General features: G+C 70.9%; 16 protein-coding genes. 7 read left to right on the top strand and 9 right to left on the bottom strand.

The window, feature by feature from the left end; translation table 11 throughout:
* Positions 1–31 precede the first annotated feature (31 nt).
* The gene (locus tag AB4079_RS12815) at positions 32–766 is read right to left on the bottom strand and encodes an SDR family oxidoreductase (protein WP_441787685.1); all 735 of its coding nucleotides are present in this window, start codon (positions 764–766) and stop codon (positions 32–34) included.
* Between the two features lie 8 nt (positions 767–774).
* On the bottom strand, positions 775–1,242 hold the full coding sequence (locus AB4079_RS12810) for a hypothetical protein (RefSeq protein WP_441787684.1): 468 nt from the start codon (positions 1,240–1,242) through the stop codon (positions 775–777).
* 90 nt (positions 1,243–1,332) lie between these two features.
* On the opposite strand from AB4079_RS12810, the gene sigJ reads away from it, so the two are divergent.
* Positions 1,333–2,211, top strand: coding sequence for an RNA polymerase sigma factor SigJ (gene sigJ, locus AB4079_RS12805; protein WP_441787683.1), 879 nt, complete (start codon positions 1,333–1,335; stop codon positions 2,209–2,211).
* 63 nt (positions 2,212–2,274) lie between these two features.
* Entirely contained in the window at positions 2,275–3,723 is a 1,449-nt protein-coding gene (locus tag AB4079_RS12800) for an MFS transporter (protein WP_441787682.1), read from the top strand.
* 151 nt (positions 3,724–3,874) lie between these two features.
* On the opposite strand, the gene AB4079_RS12795 is transcribed toward AB4079_RS12800, so the two are convergent.
* Positions 3,875–4,561 (bottom strand): MarR family winged helix-turn-helix transcriptional regulator, encoded by a 687-nt coding sequence (locus AB4079_RS12795; protein WP_441787681.1) that lies wholly within the window; start codon positions 4,559–4,561, stop codon positions 3,875–3,877.
* Positions 4,562–4,616: 55 nt separating this feature from the next.
* On the opposite strand from AB4079_RS12795, the gene AB4079_RS12790 reads away from it, so the two are divergent.
* Both AB4079_RS12790 and idi read left to right on the top strand, forming a co-directional pair.
* Positions 4,617–5,702, top strand: a complete 1,086-nt coding sequence (locus AB4079_RS12790; protein WP_441787680.1) for a hypothetical protein — start codon at positions 4,617–4,619, stop codon at positions 5,700–5,702.
* Positions 5,699–6,250 carry an isopentenyl-diphosphate Delta-isomerase gene (idi, locus tag AB4079_RS12785; protein WP_441787679.1) on the top strand — a complete coding sequence of 184 codons (552 nt, stop codon included), beginning with the start codon at positions 5,699–5,701 and terminating at the stop codon, positions 6,248–6,250. The genes AB4079_RS12790 and idi overlap by 4 nt, the downstream gene beginning before the upstream one ends.
* An 87-nt stretch (positions 6,251–6,337) precedes the next feature.
* Here idi and AB4079_RS12780 read toward each other — a convergent pair whose 3' ends face one another.
* From AB4079_RS12780 to AB4079_RS12765, 4 genes are read right to left on the bottom strand one after another with little or no spacing between them, the layout of a single operon-like run.
* Complete coding sequence (locus AB4079_RS12780; RefSeq protein WP_441787678.1) at positions 6,338–7,084, bottom strand: glycoside hydrolase family 16 protein; 747 nt, start codon at positions 7,082–7,084, stop codon at positions 6,338–6,340.
* 10 nt (positions 7,085–7,094) lie between these two features.
* Positions 7,095–7,622, bottom strand: a complete 528-nt coding sequence (locus tag AB4079_RS12775) for a hypothetical protein (RefSeq protein ID WP_441787677.1) — start codon at positions 7,620–7,622, stop codon at positions 7,095–7,097.
* 28 nt (positions 7,623–7,650) lie between these two features.
* On the bottom strand, positions 7,651–8,253 hold the full coding sequence (dcd, locus tag AB4079_RS12770; RefSeq protein ID WP_441787676.1) for a dCTP deaminase: 603 nt from the start codon (positions 8,251–8,253) through the stop codon (positions 7,651–7,653).
* A 21-nt stretch (positions 8,254–8,274) separates the two neighbouring features.
* Positions 8,275–9,081, bottom strand: a complete 807-nt coding sequence (locus AB4079_RS12765; protein ID WP_441787675.1) for an MBL fold metallo-hydrolase — start codon at positions 9,079–9,081, stop codon at positions 8,275–8,277.
* An 87-nt stretch (positions 9,082–9,168) separates the two neighbouring features.
* Between AB4079_RS12765 and AB4079_RS12760 the strand changes: the two genes are divergently transcribed.
* Positions 9,169–10,095, top strand: a complete 927-nt coding sequence (locus AB4079_RS12760; RefSeq protein WP_441787674.1) for a hypothetical protein — start codon at positions 9,169–9,171, stop codon at positions 10,093–10,095.
* Between the two features lie 218 nt (positions 10,096–10,313).
* Positions 10,314–11,642, top strand: coding sequence for a response regulator transcription factor (locus tag AB4079_RS12755; RefSeq protein ID WP_441787673.1), 1,329 nt, complete (start codon positions 10,314–10,316; stop codon positions 11,640–11,642).
* 11 nt (positions 11,643–11,653) lie between these two features.
* Here the strand turns inward: AB4079_RS12755 and AB4079_RS12750 are convergent, their stop codons facing one another.
* Positions 11,654–12,238, bottom strand: coding sequence for a hypothetical protein (locus tag AB4079_RS12750; RefSeq protein ID WP_441787672.1), 585 nt, complete (start codon positions 12,236–12,238; stop codon positions 11,654–11,656).
* 104 nt (positions 12,239–12,342) lie between these two features.
* Here AB4079_RS12750 and AB4079_RS12745 point away from each other — a divergent pair, with 104 nt between their 5' ends.
* Positions 12,343–13,950, top strand: coding sequence for a helix-turn-helix transcriptional regulator (locus tag AB4079_RS12745; protein ID WP_441787671.1), 1,608 nt, complete (start codon positions 12,343–12,345; stop codon positions 13,948–13,950).
* A 37-nt stretch (positions 13,951–13,987) separates the two neighbouring features.
* Here the strand turns inward: AB4079_RS12745 and AB4079_RS12740 are convergent, their stop codons facing one another.
* The gene (locus AB4079_RS12740; protein ID WP_441787670.1) at positions 13,988–21,547 is read right to left on the bottom strand and encodes a DUF5979 domain-containing protein; all 7,560 of its coding nucleotides are present in this window, start codon (positions 21,545–21,547) and stop codon (positions 13,988–13,990) included.
* Between the last annotated feature and the right edge of the window lie 147 nt (positions 21,548–21,694).

The raw sequence follows: 21,694 nt of genomic DNA, 5'->3' as shown, positions 1-21,694 counted from the left end.
CCACGGAATCCCTGCCGGCGAGCGGAATCGGTCAGGACATCGTCGCGGTGAGCCACTCGTCGAACGTCTGAACACCGAGGCGGGCCTGCGGACCGCCGAGCAGCGTCCCGTCGCGAAGAGCCTTGCCCCACGGGCCGGGGAGCGGAATCGCCAGCACGCGGGCGCGCTCACCATGGGCCGCAAGGTAGCGCCGGACGAGTGACGGCATGTCCTCGACCTGCGGCCCCGCCAGATCGCGCTCGATCCCGCGCGGCGCGCCGACGGCGATCTCCGCGAGCGCTGCGCCGACCTCCGCGGCCGCGACCGGCTGCGAGGTCATGGTCGGGACGACGCGAAGCCGTCCCCTGCCGCCGCGAGCGGCCAGCTGCGCCGCGAATTCGTGGAACTGCGTGGCCCGCAGCAACGTCCATCCCGTCTCGGACTCCTGCACCAGCCGCTCTTGCAGCGCCTTGCCCGCGTAGTAGGCCGAGGGGGCCTCCGCGGCACCGACGATCGACAGGGCCACGTGGTGTCCGACACCCGCTTCCCGCTCGGCGGCCAGAAGCGTGCGTGTGACGTCGCCGAAGAACGCCTTCGACCGCTTCGCTCCCACCGTCTGCACCGACGTCACGTCGATGACCGCCGCGCAACCGTGCAGCGCAGCCGCAACGCCGTCGCCCCGTTCGAGGTCGACCCCGGTTTTGCGACTCAGCACGACCGGCTCGTGCCCGGCAGCGGCGAGCGCCGTGACGGCGTGCCGGCCGACGACGCCGGTGCCTCCTGCCACCGCCACCCTCATCGCACGACCCCCGACCGCTCCGCCACGGGTGTCGGCGCCGCGTGCATCGGATCCTGACGCATTCGTGCGCGAGACGGCAGCAGCAGCGCCAGTCCCAGCAGCGCGCTCAGCCCCAGGGAGACCAGCGTGCCGACGCGGTCCCCGACCGAGCCCTCCAGGTGTGATGCGTGGTAGCCGAAGTGCAGCACGCCGAACACCGCCCAGGCGAGCCCGACGATTCTTCCGGGCTGGGCGGACCGTGAGAGTGCCGCTGCGAGACTGGCGGCGCCGAGTCCGAGGTACAGGGCGCCGACGTCGCGGATCAGGTGCTCGTTGAAGGGGCCGTCGACGTCGATCCAGTGCACGCCGAAACCGGGGAAGGAGCTGTAGAAGGCGTCCGGGGCGAAGAACGCCCAGCCGCCCACGAAAGCGCCGAGTGCTACGCCGAGCCCGAGCAGGGTGCGCCGCAGAGGTGTGTTGTCCATGCCCATCCGACGACACAGCGTCCCGAAATGTGAGGTGGGGCTCGCATTCGCTGCCCCTGATTCGTCTTAATGGGTGTGATGGATGACTCGATGGAAGTGGACCAGGCCGTGGTGGCGGAGCGCCGCCACCTTCTGTCGCTGGCGTACCGGATGCTCGGCACGGTCGCGGAGGCGGAGGACGCGGTTCAGGAGACGTACGCGCGGTGGTACCGGCTCACCCCGACGGAGCGCGACGCCATCGCCAACCCCGCCGGTTGGCTGACCCGGGTTGCGGGCCGTGTGTGCCTGGATGTGCTCGGCTCCGCGCGCGTCCGCCGGGAGCGGTACGTGGGCCCCTGGCTGCCCGAACCGGTTCCGTCGGACACATTTGCCACAGAGCGCCCCGCGGACCCGCTCGACCGGGTCACCCTCGACGACTCGGTCAGCACGGCGCTCCTGCTCGTGCTGGAGTCGATGACGCCGGCTGAGCGGGTCGCCTTCGTGCTCCACGACGTCTTCGGCCTGCCCTTCGATGAGATCGCCGAGACGGTCGGCCGTTCGCCCGCCGCCTGTCGTCAGCTGGCCGCGTCCGCCCGCCGGCGGGTGCGGGAGGGGCGCGAGCGCGACGTCCCCCGTGCCGAGCACGACCGGGTGGTGCGCGCGTTCGCGGAGGCCGCGGCGGGCGGCGACCTGAGTGCGCTGGTAGCCGTGCTCGACCCGGACGTCGAGCTCACCTCGGACGGCGGCGGCGTCGTGAGCGCCGCACGCCGACCGGTGCTGGGCGCGGACAGTGTCGCTCGCTTCCTCCTCGGCCTTGCGGCCAAGTATCCGGACGTCGCGGTGCTGCCCCGGCAGACCGGCGACGGGCTCGGCTTCGTGATGGTGGACGACGGCCAGGTGACCGGTGTGATCACTCTCAGCGTGCGAGACGGTGTCGTCTCCGGCATCCGCATGGTCCGCAATCCGGAGAAGCTGACTCTCTGGGGCTGAGCAGGCGACCGCCGCGGCCGCGTCGTTCATCCACCGTTGGATGCCCGGCCCTACGCTGTCCCCATGACCACCGATCTGCCCGGTCGCGGCACGGGCGATGACGCCCTGGTGACCACCGCGAGCCCGCTCTTCGCCGACAGTGCGACCGACCGCCGCATCCCCACCCGCTGGGTGGTGGCCTGGGCGGCCTGGGACTGGGGCGGCGCGGCGTTCAACGCGGTCATCACGACGTTCGTCTTCACCGTGTACCTGACGAGCAGCCTGTTCGTGAGTCCCGCCATCGTGTCCGCGAAGAACGCGGAGGCGGGTACCTCGGGGCCGGCCCACAGCGCCTACAACGCGGCGGTCGCCGTGCTGTCGAGTGGATTGGCGTGGGGCGTCGGCATCGCCGGCATCGTCGTCGCGTTGCTGGCCCCCGTGCTCGGCCAGCGGACCGACGGATCGGGGCGGCGCAAGCTCTGGCTCGGGGTGAACACGGGTGTGGTCGTGGTAGTGACCGCCCTCATGTTCTTCGTCGTCGGCCAGTCCTCGTACTTCCTTCTCGGGGTCGCACTCGTGGCCATCGGGACCGTCTTCTACGAGATCGCGACAGTCAACTACAACGCGATGCTGGTGCAGGTCTCCACGCCGAAGACCGTGGGGCGCGTGAGCGGCTTCGGCTGGGCCGCCGGCTACCTGGGCGGCATCGCGCTGCTGCTCATCGTCTACTTCGGCCTGGTCACCGGCAACGCCGATGGGACGGGTGGGCTGCTGCACGCATCCACCGCCGGCGGCCTGAACATCCGCATCATCGCGCTCATCGCCGCCGTATGGACGCTCGTGTTCTCGCTCCCCGTGCTGTTCGCGGTGCCGGAGATCCCGCCGAACGCCCGCACGCCGCGCGTCGGCTTCTTCGCGTCGTACGCGGTGCTCGTGCGCGACATCGGCCGGCTGTGGAAGGAGAGCCGGAACACGGTGCTCTTCCTCGTCGCGTCGGCGCTGTTCCGTGACGGTCTGGTCGGCGTGTTCACGTTCGGCGGCATCCTCGCCCAGGGCACCTTCGGGTTCACCAGCGGGCAGGTGATCATCTTCGCGATCGCGGCGAACGTCGTGGCGGGCATCAGCACGCTGCTGTCCGGGCGGCTGGACGACCGATTCGGGCCGAAGGCGGTCATCGTGACGTCGCTGGTCGGCCTCATCATCGCCGGACTGGCCGTGTTCTTCACCCACGACCTGGGCGCTGCTGCGTTCTGGGTGGGCGGGCTCGTGCTCTGCCTCTTCGTCGGGCCTGCCCAGTCCGCGAGCCGGACGTTCCTCGCCCGAGTGACGCCGGCCGGCCGCGAAGGGGAGGTGTTCGGCCTGTACGCGACGACCGGGCGCGCGGTGTCGTTCCTCGCGCCGACGCTGTTCGCGGTGTTCGTCGCGGTCGGCGGCGCCCAGTTCTGGGGGATCCTGGCGATCGTCCTCGTCCTCGCGATCGGCCTGGGGCTGCTGCTGCCTGTGCGGGCGCCCCGCCGCACGGCCGACCGCTGACGCTAGCCGCTCGCCGGTGGGCCACCTGGCGCACGAGTCACGAGTCGTGAGTCGTGAGTCGTGAGTCGATGCTCCAATTCGCGTCGAGTTGCGACCAGATGTCGCAACTCGGCGTGGGTGGGAGGGGCGCGGAAGGGCGGGAGCGGCGGAGTTACGCGTCGGGGGCGGCGCCGGGGTCGGGACCGGTGGACGGGTCGGCGGCGGGACGCGGCCAGGCGCGGACGAAGCGGTCGAACAGCTGGGCGAAGGTCCGCGCCTCCTCCGGCGTGAAGCCGGCCAGCGCCGTCTCGACGGCGGAGCGGCGGTGGGTGCGCAGCTCGTCCAGCTGGGCACGTCCGGAAGTCGTCAGCTGGATGAGGGCGCGTCGCGCGTCCGACGGGTCCGGGACGCGGCGGACCAGTCCACGTTCCACGCCCTCCTGCACGAGGCGGCTCGCGCGCGGCTGGTCTACACCAATCGCGTCGGCGACACCGCTCACCGAGAGGCTGCGGTCGTCCGACTCCGCCGCCTCCAAAGCCTCGAGCATGCGGACGCGCGCGATGCGTCCGAGGGAACCGTCACGTCCTCGGCGCCCGGGGTCCTGGCGGGCTGAGTCGCCGAACGGGACCCCACCGGACCGCGGCGGCATGCCACCGGCGCCGAACGGCCCGCCGCCGAACGGACCGGCACCCCAGTGGCCGCCGTGGTGCCCGTATCCGTGGGGTTGCGGCATCCCCTCGGCCCACGGAGGGCGACGGCGGGACTGGTCGCGGCGCACGGCGAGCAGCGCGTGCTCGACCATCGCCACGATGTCCGCTCCTGGCGGAACTGCGGAATCTTCTTGACGACCGTCGCTCATGCATGTAACTATACATTTACTTGTAACAGTACATACAAACGAAAGGAGAGCCGCGATGACGAACATCGACGACTCCACACAGACGCCGCCCGGATACTGGTTCGGCGTCATCGAAGGACGACTGCACGAGCGGATGCGCGAAGCACTCGCCGACCTCGGGCTGCGCCGCGGAAGCTGGCGCATCCTGCACACCCTCGCGGACGGCCCGGCAACCGCGGACGAGCTCGCTGAGAGGATGCCGCACGGCGACACTCGGGGACAACGCGCCGGCCGGGGCGGCGGCTACGGCCGCGGCGGCTACGGCCATGGCGGCGACGGCCGCGGCGACGACGGCCGCGGCGACGACGGCCGCGGCGGCTATGGCAGGGTCTCCGGCCACGGCTACCACCCGGGCTGGCGCGGACAGGAGCCACGCGACGAGCACGCCGCCGCCGCCGACGGCGAGCGCCAGCACGCGCACGAGGGCCACCACAACGACCACCAAGACCACCACGACCACCACCACGACGGCCACGGACACGACGGCGACTTCGAGCACGCATTCGAGCGCGGGTACGAGCGCGGGTTCGACCGCGGCTTCGCCTTCGGCGCCGTGCGCGGCGGTCACCCGGCCGGACCGTTCCCGGGCGGCCACGGCTACGGTCCATTCCCGGGCTGGCACGGCTACGGCCCATTCCCGGGCTGGCACGCTGCGTCCTTCCCTGGTCGCCCGTTCCCCGGCGGCCACGGCTACGGGTCGTTCCCCGGCGCCGCCGCTCCGGGCCACCCGGCGCATCCCTTCGCCGACCACCAGCGCCCGTGCGGCGAGCGCGGCAGTCACCGCGGTCACCGCATCCACCGTGTCCTCGCCGACTTCGTCGAGCGCGGCTGGGTCTGGTTCGACGGTGACAGGGCGACGTTGACCGATGAAGGGCGGGCCGCCCACGACAACGCGTTCGAGCGCGTTCAGACGGTCCGAGCCGAACTCGCGAACGGCATCCCCGAGGGCGACTTCGAGGTCACGCTGGCGACGCTCGAGACCATGGCGCGGAACCTCGGCTGGCGTCCGGCAGGCGACGGCGACGGCGGAGTGAACGGCGGCGAGAAGAAGGCCGACGGGGACGAAGGGGCGTCCGGCAGCGCGCCTAGTATGGACGCATGACGCCACCCCGGGAAGAGGTCGTGCTGCTCGCCGCGGACGGCACGCCCATCGGCACAGCGGACAAGGCGACGGTGCACACGGCGGACACCCCACTGCACCTCGCCTTCTCCTGCCACCTCTTCGACGGGGAGGGACGCATCCTGGTCACCCGCCGCGCGCTGAGCAAGGCGACCTGGCCCGGGGTCTGGACGAACTCGTTCTGCGGCCACCCCGGTCCGGGTGAGGCCATCGAGGATGCGGTCGTCCGCCGCGCGGCCGACGAGCTGGGTGCCACCATCGACAATCTGACGCCGGTGCTGCCCGACTTCCGCTACCGCGCGGTGGATGCGGCGGGGATCGTCGAGTACGAGGTCTGCCCGGTGTTCACCGCGACCGTCGTCGGCGATCTCGACCCTTCACCGGCGGAGGTCGTCGAGTGGGCCTGGACGGATCCGCGCGCGGTGCTGTCCGCCGTCCAGGAGACTCCGTGGGCTTTCAGCCCCTGGCTGACGCTTCAGCTGCCGGCCCTGTACGCCGACGACAGCCTCGAAGCTTCAGGTCAGCTGTGAGTCGGACTCACTATTTTCCACCTGTGTAATTGACTGTGGATAACTCTCCCGACGTATGCCCGCAGAGGTATCCCCTCGCCCGGCGAGTCAGTTCGCCCACACCCGGTCCACCGCCAGCGTCGGGACGAACGCGCGGTCCGGATCGTGCGGGTCCGGCCACTCCGGGAAGTCGAACACCGCCAGCATGAGCTGCAGCGGATACTGCGGCGGCGCATCCAGCATCCGCACCACCCGCCCGTCGACCCGGAAGGTCGCCTCGTCGCCGTCCCAGTTCGCCTCGTAGGCGTGGGGCTCGGTGACGTCGATCACCAAGGGGACCTTCTCGAAGTCCTCCGCCAGGTGCGGGTCCCGGAACGCGTGGAAGCCCATGCCGACCAGCGCCCGGTCCGCGTCCACATCGCGGCCGAACACCTCCATCACGCACAACTCGCCGCTCCGCTCCGGCGCATCCTCGAAGCCGACCAGCCACAGGGATGCCATCGACCGGGCGCTCAGGTACAGCGAGGCACGCATCCCGACCGTGCCGCGCTCGACCAGGCAGCCGCGGAACTCGTCCTGCGCCTCCCGGACGCCCAGGCCCTCCCGGTACGGCTGCTGCCCGAGCGTCGAGCCGACCGGTCCCGAGACGTTGCCGGTCTGCAGGGCGGACACCCGCAGCGGCGGTTGGTGGTCGCCGGCGCACCACATGCCCTGCTGGGGCGGGATGCTCAGCTCCAGGTGGGAGTCCTCGATCAGGTAGGTCGCACGGCTCTCGGCGAGTGAACTCCATGCTGGCAGGTAGTGCGGGAGCCAGACCGCGCGGTCGAGCTCGGGAGCGTCGAAGTCGTCGAACACCGCGTCGGCCTCACCCGGTGCGGGTGGCGTCGATGTGCTGCTCCAGCCACCAGGTGCGGCCCTCGTCGTCGGAGACCCAGCCGTCCCACTCGAACGAGTCGTCCGTGATGTTGGAGAAGTTCCAGCGGATGGGGCGGCCGTCGGTCTGCGTGCCGTCCTGGCGGATCCCGTCGCGCCGGTACGGCGTTGCGACGAGCGTGCAGAAGTCGCCGGCCTCGGCGCCGAACCAGCTGACCCGCCAGGCGCCCACCGTCGTGTCGTAGACACGGACCGTCGACCCGCGCCCGCGGACGCCCTCGGGGTCCGACTCGTCGCGGATGACGAGGACGTCCTGTACAGCACGGCCGCCGAGCGTGTAGGCGAAGATCCACTCGTTGACCGACTCGCGCCAGATCCCGCTGGCCTCGTCGAGCAGGCGGACGTCCGCCGTCCAGCTTCCGACGAGCCGGCCGAACAGCTGCATCCGCTGCGGGTTGTGGTCCATCGGACCGCTGCTGATCAGGGCCCGCGCGAAGGCCTGGTCGGTGGTCTCGCTCATGGTGCCCCTCTCGGTCGGACGGCTCGGCTCAGGCGGGGCGACCCGCTTCTGTGGTGGAGACGTCGGTGCGGTGGAAGTTCAGGTACGAGCGGGATGCCGTCGGGCCGCGCTGCCCCTGGTACCGCGAGGAGTACTCCGCCGAGCCGTACGGCCGCTCGGCCGGCGACGACAGACGGAAGAAGCACATCTGGCCGATCTTCATGCCCGGCCAGAGCTTGATCGGGAGCGTCGCCACGTTGCTGAGCTCCAGCGTCACGTGCCCCGAGAACCCCGGGTCGATGAACCCGGCGGTGGAGTGGGTGAGCAGGCCCAGCCGGCCGAGCGAGCTCTTGCCCTCGAGTCGGGCGGCGACGTCGTCCGGGAGGCTGACCAGCTCGAACGTGGACCCGAGCACGAACTCGCCCGGGTGCAGGATGAACGGCTGGTCCGCATCCACCTCGACGAACCGGGTCAGCTCCGGCTGGTCCTCGGCCGGGTCGATGAATGGGTACTTGTGGTTGTCGAAGAGCCGGAAGAACCGGTCGAGCCGCACGTCGACGCTCGACGGCTGAACCATCTCGACCTGGAACGGCTCCAGGGCGATCCGCCCGGAGCTCAGCTCGGCCTTGATGTCGCGATCGGAGAGAAGCACGCGCCCAGCCTATCGGGTGGACTACGCCGGGTTTCCTGGCGTGACGTCGCTGATGCTCCAGGAGCCGAGGGGCGCTGCCCGAAGCACCGCTTCGAGGCCGGCCCGGTGGAACGCGCGCCTCGTGTCGGCTGGTCCGTCAGCGAAGTGCTGCCAGCCGTCCTGGTGCGCGACGACGACGCGCGGCGAACCGAGGATTTCGGCGGCAGCGGCCACGCGATCCGCCGTGAACGTGAGCGGGCGGTCATCGTATTTCGACGGGACGTGCGCTCCCCCGCCGTTGAGGAGCGCTACGTCGATCCGGGGGGACCTCCTGGCGACCTCCGCAACCACCGACAGGGAGGCGTTGTCGCCGCCGACATAGACGGTCGGCGAGTCGGGCGCCTCGATGAGGAAGCCGCGCACCTCGCAGTTGACGTAGCCTTCCGGCGTCACCTCGTCGGCGGGGCCGTGCAGCGCCGGCGTTGCGGTGATGGTCAGCCCGGACGGGTGGCTGAACCGCTCCCACGGCGTGAGGCCCGCCGCCCGCGGTCCCAACTCGGCCGCCCCGCTGGGGGTGGAGAGGATCAGCGGCGACGACACCGCGAACTCACGGCCGCTGGTGTCCAGGTTGTCGGGATGCTGCGAGTGGCTGACGAGCACGACGTCGACGTCACCGAGCGCTGCGGCCGGGACGGCGGGGCCGGCCGTCTTGTGCAGGTATCCGTAGTCCGCGGGCGGATCGAAGGTCGGGTCCACCACGATGCGCAGCCCGTGCAGGTCGATCACCGTGGTGGGGCCGCCGATCACGCCCACTCCAAAAGACTGTCGGTCGGTGCTGATCGCTGTCATAACACGAATCGTGCCGAGTCGCCTCTCCCTTGTGCAACCGGTATTCGCTATAGTCACCATCGGCGACGTGGAACGGGGGACGGACAGGTGCGCACACGGGCAGACGCGGAGCAGCGGCTTTCGCGCCTGCGCCTGCTGCGGCTCGCACTGCTCGGCCTCGCGGGAGCAGGTGTGCTCACGATCGCTGGGCTGATGCTCCAGTCCGCGTCCGCGCCGGCCGCTGCGGACGAGGGCACGCCCTCCGGGTCACCCCTCGGTTCGATCGTGCACTCGGCCACCGGCGCCGTCGGCGCGTTGACGTCCTCACTGGGCGCGACACGCACGCCGCAGAACCCGAGCGACCCCGGACTGCTCGGGACAGCCGTCAAGCCTGTGACCACCGCCGTCGACACTCTCGTCTCCGCACTGCCCGGCGACACCGTCGGCGGCATCCTCGGCACCAGCCCGACGGGGTCGATCACGGCGCCCGTCCTCGGCACGGTCGATCAGATCGTGGGCGACGTCACCGGCATCGTGACCGGAGGCTCCACGGGAACGACCTCGCCGTCGAACCCGTCGACCCCGGCCACCCCGCCGGGATCCGGCACCCCGGCCGCTCCGCAAAGTCCTGCGACTCCTCCCGCCGGCAGTGACCTGCCCGTGCCCGCGATCGCCGTCGGCGCCACGCCCGTGCCCGCCGCTGATCCGAGCGTCGCGGCTCCCGCTCCCCTCGTCACCCCGTCGGTCTCCCGCGCGGCCTGGGCCGTCGCATCGGCTGCTGCGAGCGCGCTGCCCACCCCGCCAAGCGCATCCATCGCGCTCCCCACTGTCACTGCGGTCCTGCCCGCCGGTGCCGATGGCTCCGCGATGCACGGCGATGCACTGGCCGGCTCCGGCGCCTCGGGCGCGAGCGCGGTCGCGGATGTCGACGGCTCGTGGAGCACGCCTCCTCAGCCGAGCTCTGTCACGGACAGTCCGCCGCAGAACCGCCCGGCCAACGCGCCACCGGGCGAACACGACGTCAGTCCTGGCTGACCTTCCCTTCCGGACCGGGGGCCTCGCGGCTCCTCTCCGGGCGACGGCCCGAACACGCTTCGGTGCCGCGCCGACCGATCGGGCACCCGCGACGGGTGCGGAACCGACGCGCTGACACGCGCACTCGATGCCGGAACGTGCACGCCCCCTGTGCTGGGCGGCACGTCCGACGGGGCTCTGGTGCGCCTGCGCGTCCCTGCGGATTCGAAGGACAGCTCGTGGAACCACACATCACCATGTCACACGCCGGAAGCGACGACGGGGAGTCGCCGCCAGGACGGAGAGCGGGCCGGATCGACGCCGCCACCACTCTGGCGAGGCAAGCCGACCACTACCGTCTGCTCGGTCAATCGGACCGCGCCAGGGCCGCAGCTCGGGCCGCGCTGACCGAACTGGAGTCGGCGCCCGATTCCGATGGAAGCGCCGGCACGGTCGGAGACCTGTACGCCCGGGTCGGGGCGCACCTGCTGTATGCGGGAGCCGGGCAGGAGGCCCTCGATGCGCTCGAGCGGGGACTGATGCGGACGCGCATGCGGGGCGAGCCTCCCACGCCGGGCATCGTCGCGATGCTCGCCGGGGTCAACGCCCTGAACGGCCACCTGGCCCAGGCACGCGACCACATCCTGGCTGCGCACACGCTACCTGCCCCGCTGCGACGGGAGGACACGGTCGTCCTCCAGCTGGCCGAGGCCCTGGTCGCTCTCGACCAGCTGGACGCAGTGACCGCGCAAGCACGCCTCGCCGAGGTGGAACAGACCGGACCGGTGGGCGTGCACTGGATCCTCCACCTGCTCACAGTGGCGATGACAGAGCTGCTGTCCGGGCATCCCGGGCAGGCGCTCGCCCGGCTGGAGCAGTCCATGCGGTCGCGCGGGCCGGAGGGACGGACGGAACCCGCCCGCCGCATCCTCGCACCGGTCCGCGCGCTCCTGCAGTCGGCGCTCGGGCGCCCGGACGCGGCAGTAGCGATTCTCGATCGGGATGCCGGGTCCGGCACCGCCGGGAACATCGGGCGCGCCCGGGCGGAGCTGGTCCGCGGTCGTCACGGTGCGGCACTCCAGCAGTTGCGAGCGGTGTCCGGCGCGCCGTTGTCGGCACGCAAGGAGGCCGAGTCAGCGACCTTGGAGGCGTCCGCTCTGTTGCGCATCTCCACCGACCGCCGCAGCATGGCAGTCGTCGAGCACGCGGGAGCCGTGCTGCGCGAGAACGGCCTGCTGCTGCCGCTGGTCGTCCTGCCCCCGTCCGACCTCGAGCGGGTGTCCGGCGCGCTCACCGAGGTTGGCTACGCCGACCTGGTCGCGCCCAGCAGGCCGCGCTCGCTGCTGTCTCACGTGCAGTCGAACAGTCCCCTGACCCGCCGGGAGGCAGCCGTCCTGGCTGCCCTGCTCGACCACCCGTCTCACGCGGCCGTCGCTGCGCAGCTCCACGTCTCGGTGAACACCGTGAAGTCGCAACTCCGCAGCGTCTACCGCAAGCTCGACGTGAAGACCCGCGACGAGGCGATCGCGATCGCCCTGGAGCGTCACCTGTTGGGCGGCTCGGAGTGACCGTCGCGAACTCAGTCCTCTCGGGTCGCGGTACGCGCGGAAACCGGCATGATTCCCGCCTTGAGCACCTGGGTCCCGATCGACCAGGCGATTGCCGCGGCGGCGAGCTGGCCCACGACGCGTCCGAGCAGTGTGAGCAGCAGAATCGGCGTCGACAGGTCTCGAGGCGAGAAGACGGGAAGCGATACGAGGAAGAGGAGCACGGCTGTCACCAGCGCGGCGCCGAAGAAGTGCCACCGCCGCACGGTCGCGCGCCGGCCCAGCAGGAGCAGGGTGACGTCGAATCCGAGCCCGGTGATCACGAACGGGACGACGATCAGTGCCCCGAGCGGGGTGAACCCGATGGCCAGGATGCCGACCAGCGCGCACGCGATGGTGGTCGTCCAGGTGAAGCCGACGAGCCTCCGCGCGAGAAAGGGCAGCACGCTGTGCACCCCGGCTACCAGTGCGTACGCCGGAGGGAAGAGCGCCGCGAGAAGCGACGTGACGGGCGCGACCAGGACCAGCACGAGCGCGCCGAGGGCGCCGAAGGCCGCGATGATGAGCAGCGCGCGCGTGCTGAGCGGAGGCCGCGGCGGCCGGGTGTCTCCCGCCATCGTCCACCTCCGTCCGGCGCCCGGTTGGCGCACGATCGAGGCTATCCCGCCTCCGTGCGCTCGGCGGCCGCACACACGCAATGATGGAGTCAGGAGGGGAACCATTGGACGACGAAGCAGTGCACGAGTCCGCAGCGCAATCGCATCCGCCGGCGGAGGACCGATCGGCGATCGTCGTGCTCGACCGCGCCGTCTCTCAGGGCGACTGGGATGCGGCCAACGCGGCTGTGCGCGCCGGCTGGTTCGAGTTGGCGAGCCGGCACGGGGAGGCGACGCGGCTCCTCCTCGAACGTGCGCCGATCTCCGCTCTGCGCACGCACCCGTTGATCGCGATGATGCTCGGGCTGGGCTACAACGCCCTCGGCTTCCACCGGGTGCGCGCTCTGCGGTACTTCGTGATCGCGGTGCGGTCGGCGCGGGCCCCGCGCAATGCGACCCTGACACCCGCCGACCGCGCGCTCATCCGCTCGGCTGAGGCGTCCGCGTACCGTCTCATCGGGCGGCCAGCGCTGGCCGTCGGTCCGGCCCGGGCCGCGGTGTCCTTCCTCGACCGGCTCAGCGACGAGGACAGGCAGAGCATCAGCGAACTGCCGCGGCTCTACGCGCAGCTCGGCATCTCCTTCTATTACGCGGGCGACGTGGATAGCGCTATGGAGACCTTCACCAAGGGCCTCGCCGCATCACCGACCACCGCGCCGTCCTCCGGCTTCGGCAACCTGGCGATGCTCGCCGGGATCCACGCACTCCAGGGGGACCTGCCCGAGGCGGTCGTCCATGTGGAGTACGCACGCGGCGAACCCTGGACGGACCGTCAGCGCCGGATGTACACCGGCACCTTCTATGGTCTGGCCGAGGCCATGATCGCGCTCGAACGCTTCGACACGGCGACGGCCCGGTTCCACTTGGAGGCGATGGTGCACGACCGTCGCACGATCGAGCACTGGATCGCCGAGGCCCAGCTGGAGGCCCTCCTGCACCTGGTGGAGGGCAGGCCGGGAGAGGCGCTGGCGGGGCTGGAGGCGTACGCGGCGATGCGCGGCGGCGAGGCCCGCTCTGCCGGAGCCCGTCACCAGCTCGCGCGACTTCGGGGCATTCTGCAGCTCGCCCTGGGCAACCCCGACGCCGCCGCCGTCATCGTGGACCGCGACGCGCCCGCCGGTCCCGAGCGCCACATCCAGCGCGCCAGGGTCAATCTGTCGCTGGGGAAGAACGGGTCTGCCCTGACCGAGTTGAAGGAGGCCGCCGGCCACCCCCACACCGCGCGGGCTGCCGCCGAGGCCGCGGCGCTCGAAGCCGCGGTGCTGCTCCGGTTCGCGCCGACCCCCCGCCTGCGCGGCGTCATCGATCAGCTGGGAGCGCTCCTGCAGAGGACGCAGCAGCGTCTGGCGATCGCCTTGTTGCCCTCCGACGACTTCGACCGCGTGGTCGCGGCTCTGACCGAGGCAGGCTACGGCCAGGTGACGCGGGACGTTCCCCTGTCCTCGTTGCTCCCGTCCATCGAGCACGACCTGCTGCTCAGCGACCGGGAACTGGCGGTGCTGTCACAGCTCATGCGCACCGGCTCGGTCTCTGAGATCGCATCCGCGCTGGTGGTCTCCACGAACACGATCAAGTCGCAACTGCGCAGCATCTATCGGAAATTGGGCGTCAGCAACCGCGAGGACGCCCTCGCGGTCGCTGTGAACCGGCACCTGCTCGTCGAGCGCGACTGAATCGTCGCGCTCGACCGAGGCTCCCGGGCCACCCGGCTCACCGCCTCCGCGGCTTCGGTCGACGCAGCAGCACGATCCCGGCGCCTGCGATGAGCGCGGCGAGCGCCGCCATCAGTGCCGCCAGCGAACCGAACACGTCGCTTCCGGTTCCGGCGAGCCCGTGCACGGGCGGGTCGGTGACGGTGACGCAGGCCACCGCACCGTCGCCGCAGCGGGGGTCGCCGGTGGACGGGTCCCAGGGACCGACGGGCGTCTCGACGCTCGCACGGTTGGTCGTGTCCTGCGGAGCGATCAGCTCGGCGGTCACTGTGATGGTGGCCTTGGCACCCTTCGCGATGCCGGGGATCACCCAGCGCAGGTCTCCGTTCGCCGCGGTCGTCGCGCTCGGTGTTGTGCCGGTCACTCGGATCCCGCCCGGGATCGCGTCGGTGACCGCGACATCCTTCGCGTCGATCTGGCCGTCGTTGCTGACGGTGATCGTGTAGACGATCGTGTCGCCGACCAGCGCGGTCGCGCGGTCGGCCGTCTTCGCGATGGTCAGGTGGCCGACGTCGAATCGGTTGGTCACCGTGACGGTCGCCTTCTGTCCGGCATGGATGCTGACGACGCCGTCTTCCGGGTCCATCGTCGTCGCAGTCGCCAGCCCCGCATCCGTCTCCTCGACGGCGCACGACGCTCCATCGATGAGGCCGTCGATGGTGGCGGTGTAGCCGTTGTCCTTCGACAAGACGACCGTGCCACCGTCGGCGAGCGCGATCGGGGTGACGACACCATCCACGGCGTAGCTGCAGACCACTTGCATCGTGAACGGACCGGCGCCGAACTTCGCGACACCGTCGCCGATCCGCTTCTTGTCGATCACGAGCGAGCCGGTGTCGAAGGCGTTGGTGATCGTCACCTGCGCCGGGTCGCCGGCCGGGACGGTCACGCCACCCGCCGGCGCGATGGCCACGGACGTGGCGCCGCCGGTCGCTGTTTCGGTCACGTCGCAGTGCGCGCGCTGGATGAGGCCCGTCACGGTGGCGGTGTAGCTGTCCGCGGCGTCGAGCGTGACGATACCGGCGTCGGGCAGCGGGATGGTGAGCGTCTGGCCGTCCTTCTGCCAGGTGCACACCAGCTGTGCCGTGAACGGACCGACGCCGTACTGGTCGACACCGTCGCCGGTTCGCTGCTTCACGATCGTGACGCTCCCGGCGGAGAAGGTGTTGGTCACATTGACGGTCACCGTCGGCACCGAGCCGTCGACAGCACCAGGGATGGTCACGGTCGGCGTGTCCACGGTGCTTCCGGTCGCTCCGCCGTCGGCCGTCTCGGCCACGGAGCACTGGGTGCCCGCCGGGTAGACGCCCGGGACGGTCAGGGTCTGACCACCGGTGATCGTCAGGTCGCCGTCGAACAGCGTCTGGTCGCCGTCGTAGACGCAGGTGGCGTGCACGGTGAAGGGACCGTCGCCGTATCCGGCAGCCGCGTCACCGTCCACGGTCTTCGTGATCGCCAGCGTGCCGGCGGCGTAGTGGTTGGTGATCGCAGCCGTGGTGGCCTGCGGTCCGTCGCCGAGCGTGACGGTCGCCTGGGAGCCGTTGGTCGCGGCCGCGCCGTCGACCGAGTACTCGACGTGGTTGGGCGAGGCGGCAGCGCCGTCCGCATCCGTCTCGGTGACCACGCACGACGAGAGCGCGGGCAGTCCGCTGATCGTGTGCGATCCGCCATCCGGCAGTGTGAAGGCGGTATCGCCGGCAGCCAACGGGATGCTCTGGCCGAGCGGCGCCCGGCAGAAGACTCCGACATCGAACGGCCCGAACGAGCCGGCGGTCGCGGCGGTGTCGACGTGCTTCGTCACTGTGAGGTCCGTCACGCCGTAGTCGTTGACGATGGCCACCTTCTGAGCGGCCGGGACCGGCGACGCAGCATCGGCTGCGGCGATGGCCACTGTCCCCGGGGTGACGCTGCGGCTCGACTCGCCGTAGGACCCGTCGGCCCCGTTCTCCGTGACGGCGCATTCCGCGCCGGTCGGGATGCCGTCGATGCGCGCGGTGTACTGGTCGGCCGCGCTCAGCGCGACCGACGCGTTCGCGCCCAGGTCGACAGCGACACCGTCGACCGTGCAGGCGACGTTCGCCTGGAAGCTGGTCGGCGCGTATTGCGCCGCCGCACCGGTAACGCTCTTGGTGATCTGCAACGGACCACCGGTGAGGATGACGCCCGACTTGATCGGCTCCTGCGGGCCGGCCGGCTGCGACCCGGACACGTAGGTCGGGTAGAAGCCGAAGGAGTTCCACGCGCGGACGGCGGTGACGGGCGCGCTGACCGGCGCCCGGTTGTCGCCGGCCGTGGTGGTCGGCACGTTCGTGCTGCTGTAGGTGACCTTCACGGCGGCGCCTGCGGCGAGCGTGCCGGTGGCGGTCCCGGTGAAGTCGAAGACCATCTTCACACCGGTGACATCGGCCGCCTGGATGCTCGAGCCGACCTGGCTCGACGGAACCCACGACCCGGCCGGGCAGGACTTGCCGGGCGTGATGTCGTCGGCGCACGGCTTGGCCGCGGTCGTGACGAACCAGTTCATCGTGGCTCCGGCCGCGTCGGCCGAGGGCTGGAAGGCGAGGTCGCCGTTGAAGCGCGGCGTGTACGCCGAACCTCGCGGCGACGAGTCGACGACGCCGGTGTCACCCGGGTACGGGAACACATCCACAGCGGCGAGCCCCTTGGCCGCGACGTTTCCGCCGTTGACCATGTCGAGCTTCCACGCGTCGGTGGCCCCGATCGCGCTGACCGCCGCGCACGGGTAGCGGTAGTAGCCCTCAGTGTCGGCGGTGCACGGAATCGCCGGGTTCACGGTGTTCTGCGCCTGACCCGTGGTGGACTTCACGCCCTTCGCGGCGGTGAAGGAGCCCTGCGAGAGGGTGGTCACCACGTTGGAGGTGGAACAGGTGTTGCCTGCGAAGGTCACTGCCCGTCCGTTGCCCGGGTTGAGCGCGGTACAGCCGGCATTGGTGAGCTGCCGCCCAGTGGTCACGCCGAACGTGTTCACCGCGGCCGTCGCCGGAGCGAGACCAGGCTTGATCTGCAGGCTGAGGGTGATGCTGTAGGTCTCGCCCGGTGAGAGTTGCGAACCGGCCGGCCAGGCGAAGCGGATGGTGCCAGTGGCCGGGTCGTAACTGCGGACGATCACCGCGCCGTCGACCGGCAGGGTGCCTCCGGTCGACGTCGTGTAGGTCGGCACGTTGGTGGGCACATAGAGCAGCGATCCGTCGGCCGGAAGCGTGTCGGTCACCACCGGGTCGGGCAGGAGGCCGGTCCCCGTGTTCTTGAAGCGCAGCGTCCAGTTCACCTCACGGCCGGAGGCGGCCTGGCCGGGGGTCGTCTTCTCGACCGCGAGGCTCGCCGTGCCGGGGTCGACGGTGAACGTCGCGGTGGCGGCGGCCTGCGTGGCGTGCACGTCGTTGTAGGAAGCATCGGCCGTCACGGTGTCCGAGACGGTACCCGCTGCGGTCTCGCCGGGCATCGGCTGCGGCACGACCGTCGAGGTGACCGGGCCGCTACCATCGCGCAGGGTGGTGCGCAGAGACAGGTTCAGCGTCACCTCGTCCACGTTGTTGGACGCAGCGAAGGGGCCGCCGTCGGCGCGCGTGTAGGTGAAGCGCAAACCGGTGACGTCCCCCGCGGAGATGCCCGCGGGCAGCGCCGCGGAGCCGATCGTGGTCGGCGTACCGACCTGCCACTGTGCCGACGAGCCCTGGCCGGTCTGGGCATCCACCTGCACGCGGTCTGCGCCGGTCGGCGTGTTGGGGAGGCTGAATGAGCTGAGGGTGAAGGCGTTCCAGAAGCTGGCGTCCGCATCCTCGATCACGAGCACCTTCGGCGACAGGGTTCCCGTGGACCGGGCGCGCAGGTTCACCTGGATGGGGTCGACCGGCTTGGATTGCAGGGTCGTCGCCGGGTTGAACGACTTGGCCGTCGTCACCTGCAGGTTGCCGTTCTCGAGGGTGACCGCCGCGCTCTGCGCGTCCTGTGCTTGGACGACCGGGTAGACGTCGTCGTGGAGCGTCGCGTGCGCGGTGTTGTCGATGGTGCTCGGGACGGGTACGGTTCCGCCGGTACGGGTCGTTGCGCGCAGTTGGGCCGTCAGCTTCAGGGTGACCTTCTGGTTCGGCGCGATGGTGCCGCCGGTGCCGTCCGCTCCCTGCGCATTGGTGCCTCGGAAGAGAGCGCTGACCGCGACGACGTCGCTCAGCTGGGCGGGCGTGAGGGCCGTCGCCGCGGCGAGGCCGAGGGTCTGGGTGGTCTCGGTGCCATCGGCTGCACGGTGCAGCAGCGACACGCTGCTCTGCGACGGCTGCACGCCGGTGGCCTGGCTGAGGTCGAGGGCGATCGTGGTCAGCGTCAGTTGCTCGAACGGGTTGCCGGAGGCGTCGTAGGGGGGGAAGACGCACGGGTCGGTCGTCGTGGCGTTGGTGCACTCGGTGGGGTCGGAGAGCCGCAGCTGCCAGGTGTTGCTGTTGGAGGTGTTGGTCGCGGTGGTCGTGTACGTCGTCGTCGGGTAGGCCGATGCCGGCACGTCCGGCTGCGGGATGACGAGGGTCTGCGGCGACGCCGTCTTGGTCACCTTGGTGGTGAACGTCGGGTCGAGGATGGTGACGTGGTCGTCCGCATCCCGCGTGGTCGGAGCGCCGCTGAAGGGCTGAGCGCCCACCCGGACGGTGTTGTCCACGGCGCCGGGTGAACCGGGCAGATTGTAGGTGCGCGTCCCGGTCACCCAGTCGCTGGGGTCCGATCCGCGGACGCTGTTGCGTATCGTCAGGTCGAGGTGGATGGTGCGGCCGCCCGGAAGCGCGCTGGCACTCGCGCTGGCGACGCCGCTGCCCACCGCAGGCGCGGTCGGGTCACCGGTGGCCTGGATGCGCGCACCGCGGTTGGGGCTCTCGACGACGGTCAGGCGCACGCCCTGCGTGCTGGCGCGCTCGGCCGCCGTCAGCGTGTAGCCGGGGAAGGTACCGTCGCAGGAGTTCGCGCTCGGGCACGCCTCGGCGGTGATGTCGTTCCACTGGGTGCCGTCGAAGAGCTCGACCGTGGAGACCTTGTCCCAGCGGATCAGCGGGTCGAACGACGCCCCCTGGGTGACGGTCGGCGTGATCGCGTCGATGCGCGACAGGTCGAACGCCTGGAAGACGCTGCCGGAGACGGGGCTCGGCACCGCCGGATCCTGGATGGTCATCGACTGCATCCCACTCACCTGGCTGCCCCAGCCGAGCGTGACGCCGGTCGTGGTGCCGGACTGGGCCTGGAGCACCTTCGTGCCGTCCCAGGCCTTCGCGGCGAGCAGCGGCCCGGGGCCGCCGTCGGTCGCCTGGACGCCCGCGCTGGCGCAGTCGACGGCGGGCTGGCTGGTGATGCCGGAGCTTCCGGCGACGGTGCCCGAGGCCTGGCTGACGGCGCAGTTGTCGTAGGAGGTGATCGCCGGGTAGGTGCCCGGGTTGGTGGGCCCACTGCCATCGCGGAGCTGTGCGCGCGCGGTGAAGGCGATGGCGGGCTTGACGTTCGTGGCCTGGCCGAAGCCGCTCGCGTCCGCGAAGGTGAAGCGCAGCCCGCGCAGGTCGGAGTGAGTGGTGCCGGTGGGCAGGACGCTGTCCAGCACGGCCGAGTAGCTGGTGGATCCGCCCGTTGCGTCCACCACCTTCAGGGTCTTCCACGTCGCGCCATCGGTCGTGTACTCGATGGTCAGCGTCGAGCCCGAGGGGACCGCCGTCGGAGCGATCGCGGTGGCGTCGAACGCGTTCCAGTACGGCGCGGCGGCCGTGTCCTGGGGCTCAGTGATCACGATGGTGTCCGGACGGACGGAGCTGGTGCCGCTCGGCGTCTGTGCGGAGAGCTGCACGAGGCTGGTCCCGCCGGGGATGACCGTGCTGGGAGTGATGGTCTTGTCGAGGGTCAGCTTCACCTCGGGGAAGTAGACGTCCAGGTTCGCGCCGGCATCATCCGAGGCTGTCCCGGCCGGGTTCGCTCCGATCGCCGTGACGGTGTTCGGGTAGCTGACGAAGCCGGAGCCGACCGGTCCCGCATCCTCAGTCGTGTTCACGGTGAAGGGGATGGTGGCGGAGGCGCCCGTGGTGATCGTGCCGGAATAGACGACGTCGAAGCCGGTCAGGAACTGGCCGCCGGTGAGGGTCGGAGCGGCGGGAAGCCCGGACGTGGCGTCGAAGGGCGAGTCCGCGGGAGCGGCTCCGGTGTCGACGAACCAGTGCACCGTGGCGCTGGTCGCACCCTGCGGCCACGCGGCACCCGCGACGAATCCGCCGAAGGTGACCTTGTCGCTGAAGAAGCCGCCCGACCCGGGCTCGCGGACGGTGAGCGAGGTGAGAGGACCCGTGGACGTGTTCTTCGCGGTGAGGGTCGCGACCGAGGAGTCTCCGGCCGGGATCTGACGGTCCTGGAAGGATTTGCCGGCGGCGACGCTGACGGTGAGCGGTGCGACGACCTGCTGCGCCGACGCGGGCGGCGCCTGGCCGTCTCCATCCGGGGTGCTGACGGTGGCGCCGACCTGGTTGGTCCGCGTCCCGCCCGAGACCAGGCTCGCGCCGCTGGTGCGGCCGTCGGCCCGCTGGGCGAGGGTCAGCGCGACGGATCCGCCTGCGCCTCCGGCGGCAATGGTGTCACCGGTGCTGGACGAGAAGACGAATCGGAGCCCGGTGACGTCGCCGGGTTGCACGCCGGCCGGCAGTTGCGGCGTCGCGCCGACGGGGCCGTCGACCGGGCCTCCGGCGGTGATGGCGACGACCTGCACCTGGTCCGCGCCGGCCGGGAAGGTCACCGCGCCGAATCCGGCGAAGTCGTAGAACTCGAACGTTCCTCCAGCGGCGACCGGGTCGGCGGGCTCCGCCACCGTCAGCGTCGTGGCCGGGATGTTGGAGGTGTTCTGGACGGCCAGCGCGATCTGCGAGGTCTCGCCCGGGTTGTACTGGGTGGAGCCGGGGGTCCACGTCTTCGAGACGGTCGCCTGGATGACATCCGGCACGTGGACGGTGACAGGGACGCCGCTGGTGACGGTCGTCGCGTTGGTCGCCTGGAAGGTCGCCGTGTTGGTGAGGACGACGCCGTCCTGATCCTTGCCCACGTTCTCCGGTATCGTCACCTGGATCTGCACCGATCCGGTGGTTCCCGCCGCAAGACCCGTGCTGGCCGGAATGGTGTTGGGGACGCTGTCGGCGAAGGCCACGGTCACCGTGTTGCCGGTGACGGTCGTCGTCACGCTGCCCGCGCCGACGACGGTGGGCTTGCCGACGATCTGCAGCGGCGCCGGGACCGGGTCGCTCAGGACAGCGTTCACACACCCGGTGGTGGTGGACGAGCAGCCGTAGTTGAGTGTGTAGAGGAAGCTCTGGCCCGGCTGAACGTCTGTCACGTTCGCGGTCTTCGACAGGTTCAGCACGCCGGAACCGAGGTCGTCCGCGTTCGCGGCCGGCACGCCGAGGGAGAGCGTTCCGATCAGGGCGAGCACGACGCCCGTCGCCACGCTCGCCGGAGCGTGGAGGGGGCGGCGGCGGTGACTGCCGCTGCGGCGGGTACGGGTGAGAAGCAGAAGCGAGCGAATTCGGGTGAGCACGATGTCCTTCGGGCAGAACGGGGTGGGGCTGCGTGCGCGCGAGAAGGCGCACCATTATCGGGTTACTGCCGAAGTCTGCCTGTGCCCGAACGCCGATGGGGCGGTTTTCACCCTCGGTTCACCCGCAGAAATCCTTAAAACCCCCCG

The sequence above is a fragment of the Leifsonia sp. 2MCAF36 genome (assembly GCF_052115525.1).
Taxonomy (GTDB): Bacteria; Actinomycetota; Actinomycetes; order Actinomycetales; family Microbacteriaceae; genus Leifsonia.
The sequence above is the reverse complement of the archived record's forward strand: the minus strand, read 5'-3'. Positions and strand labels throughout refer to the sequence as shown.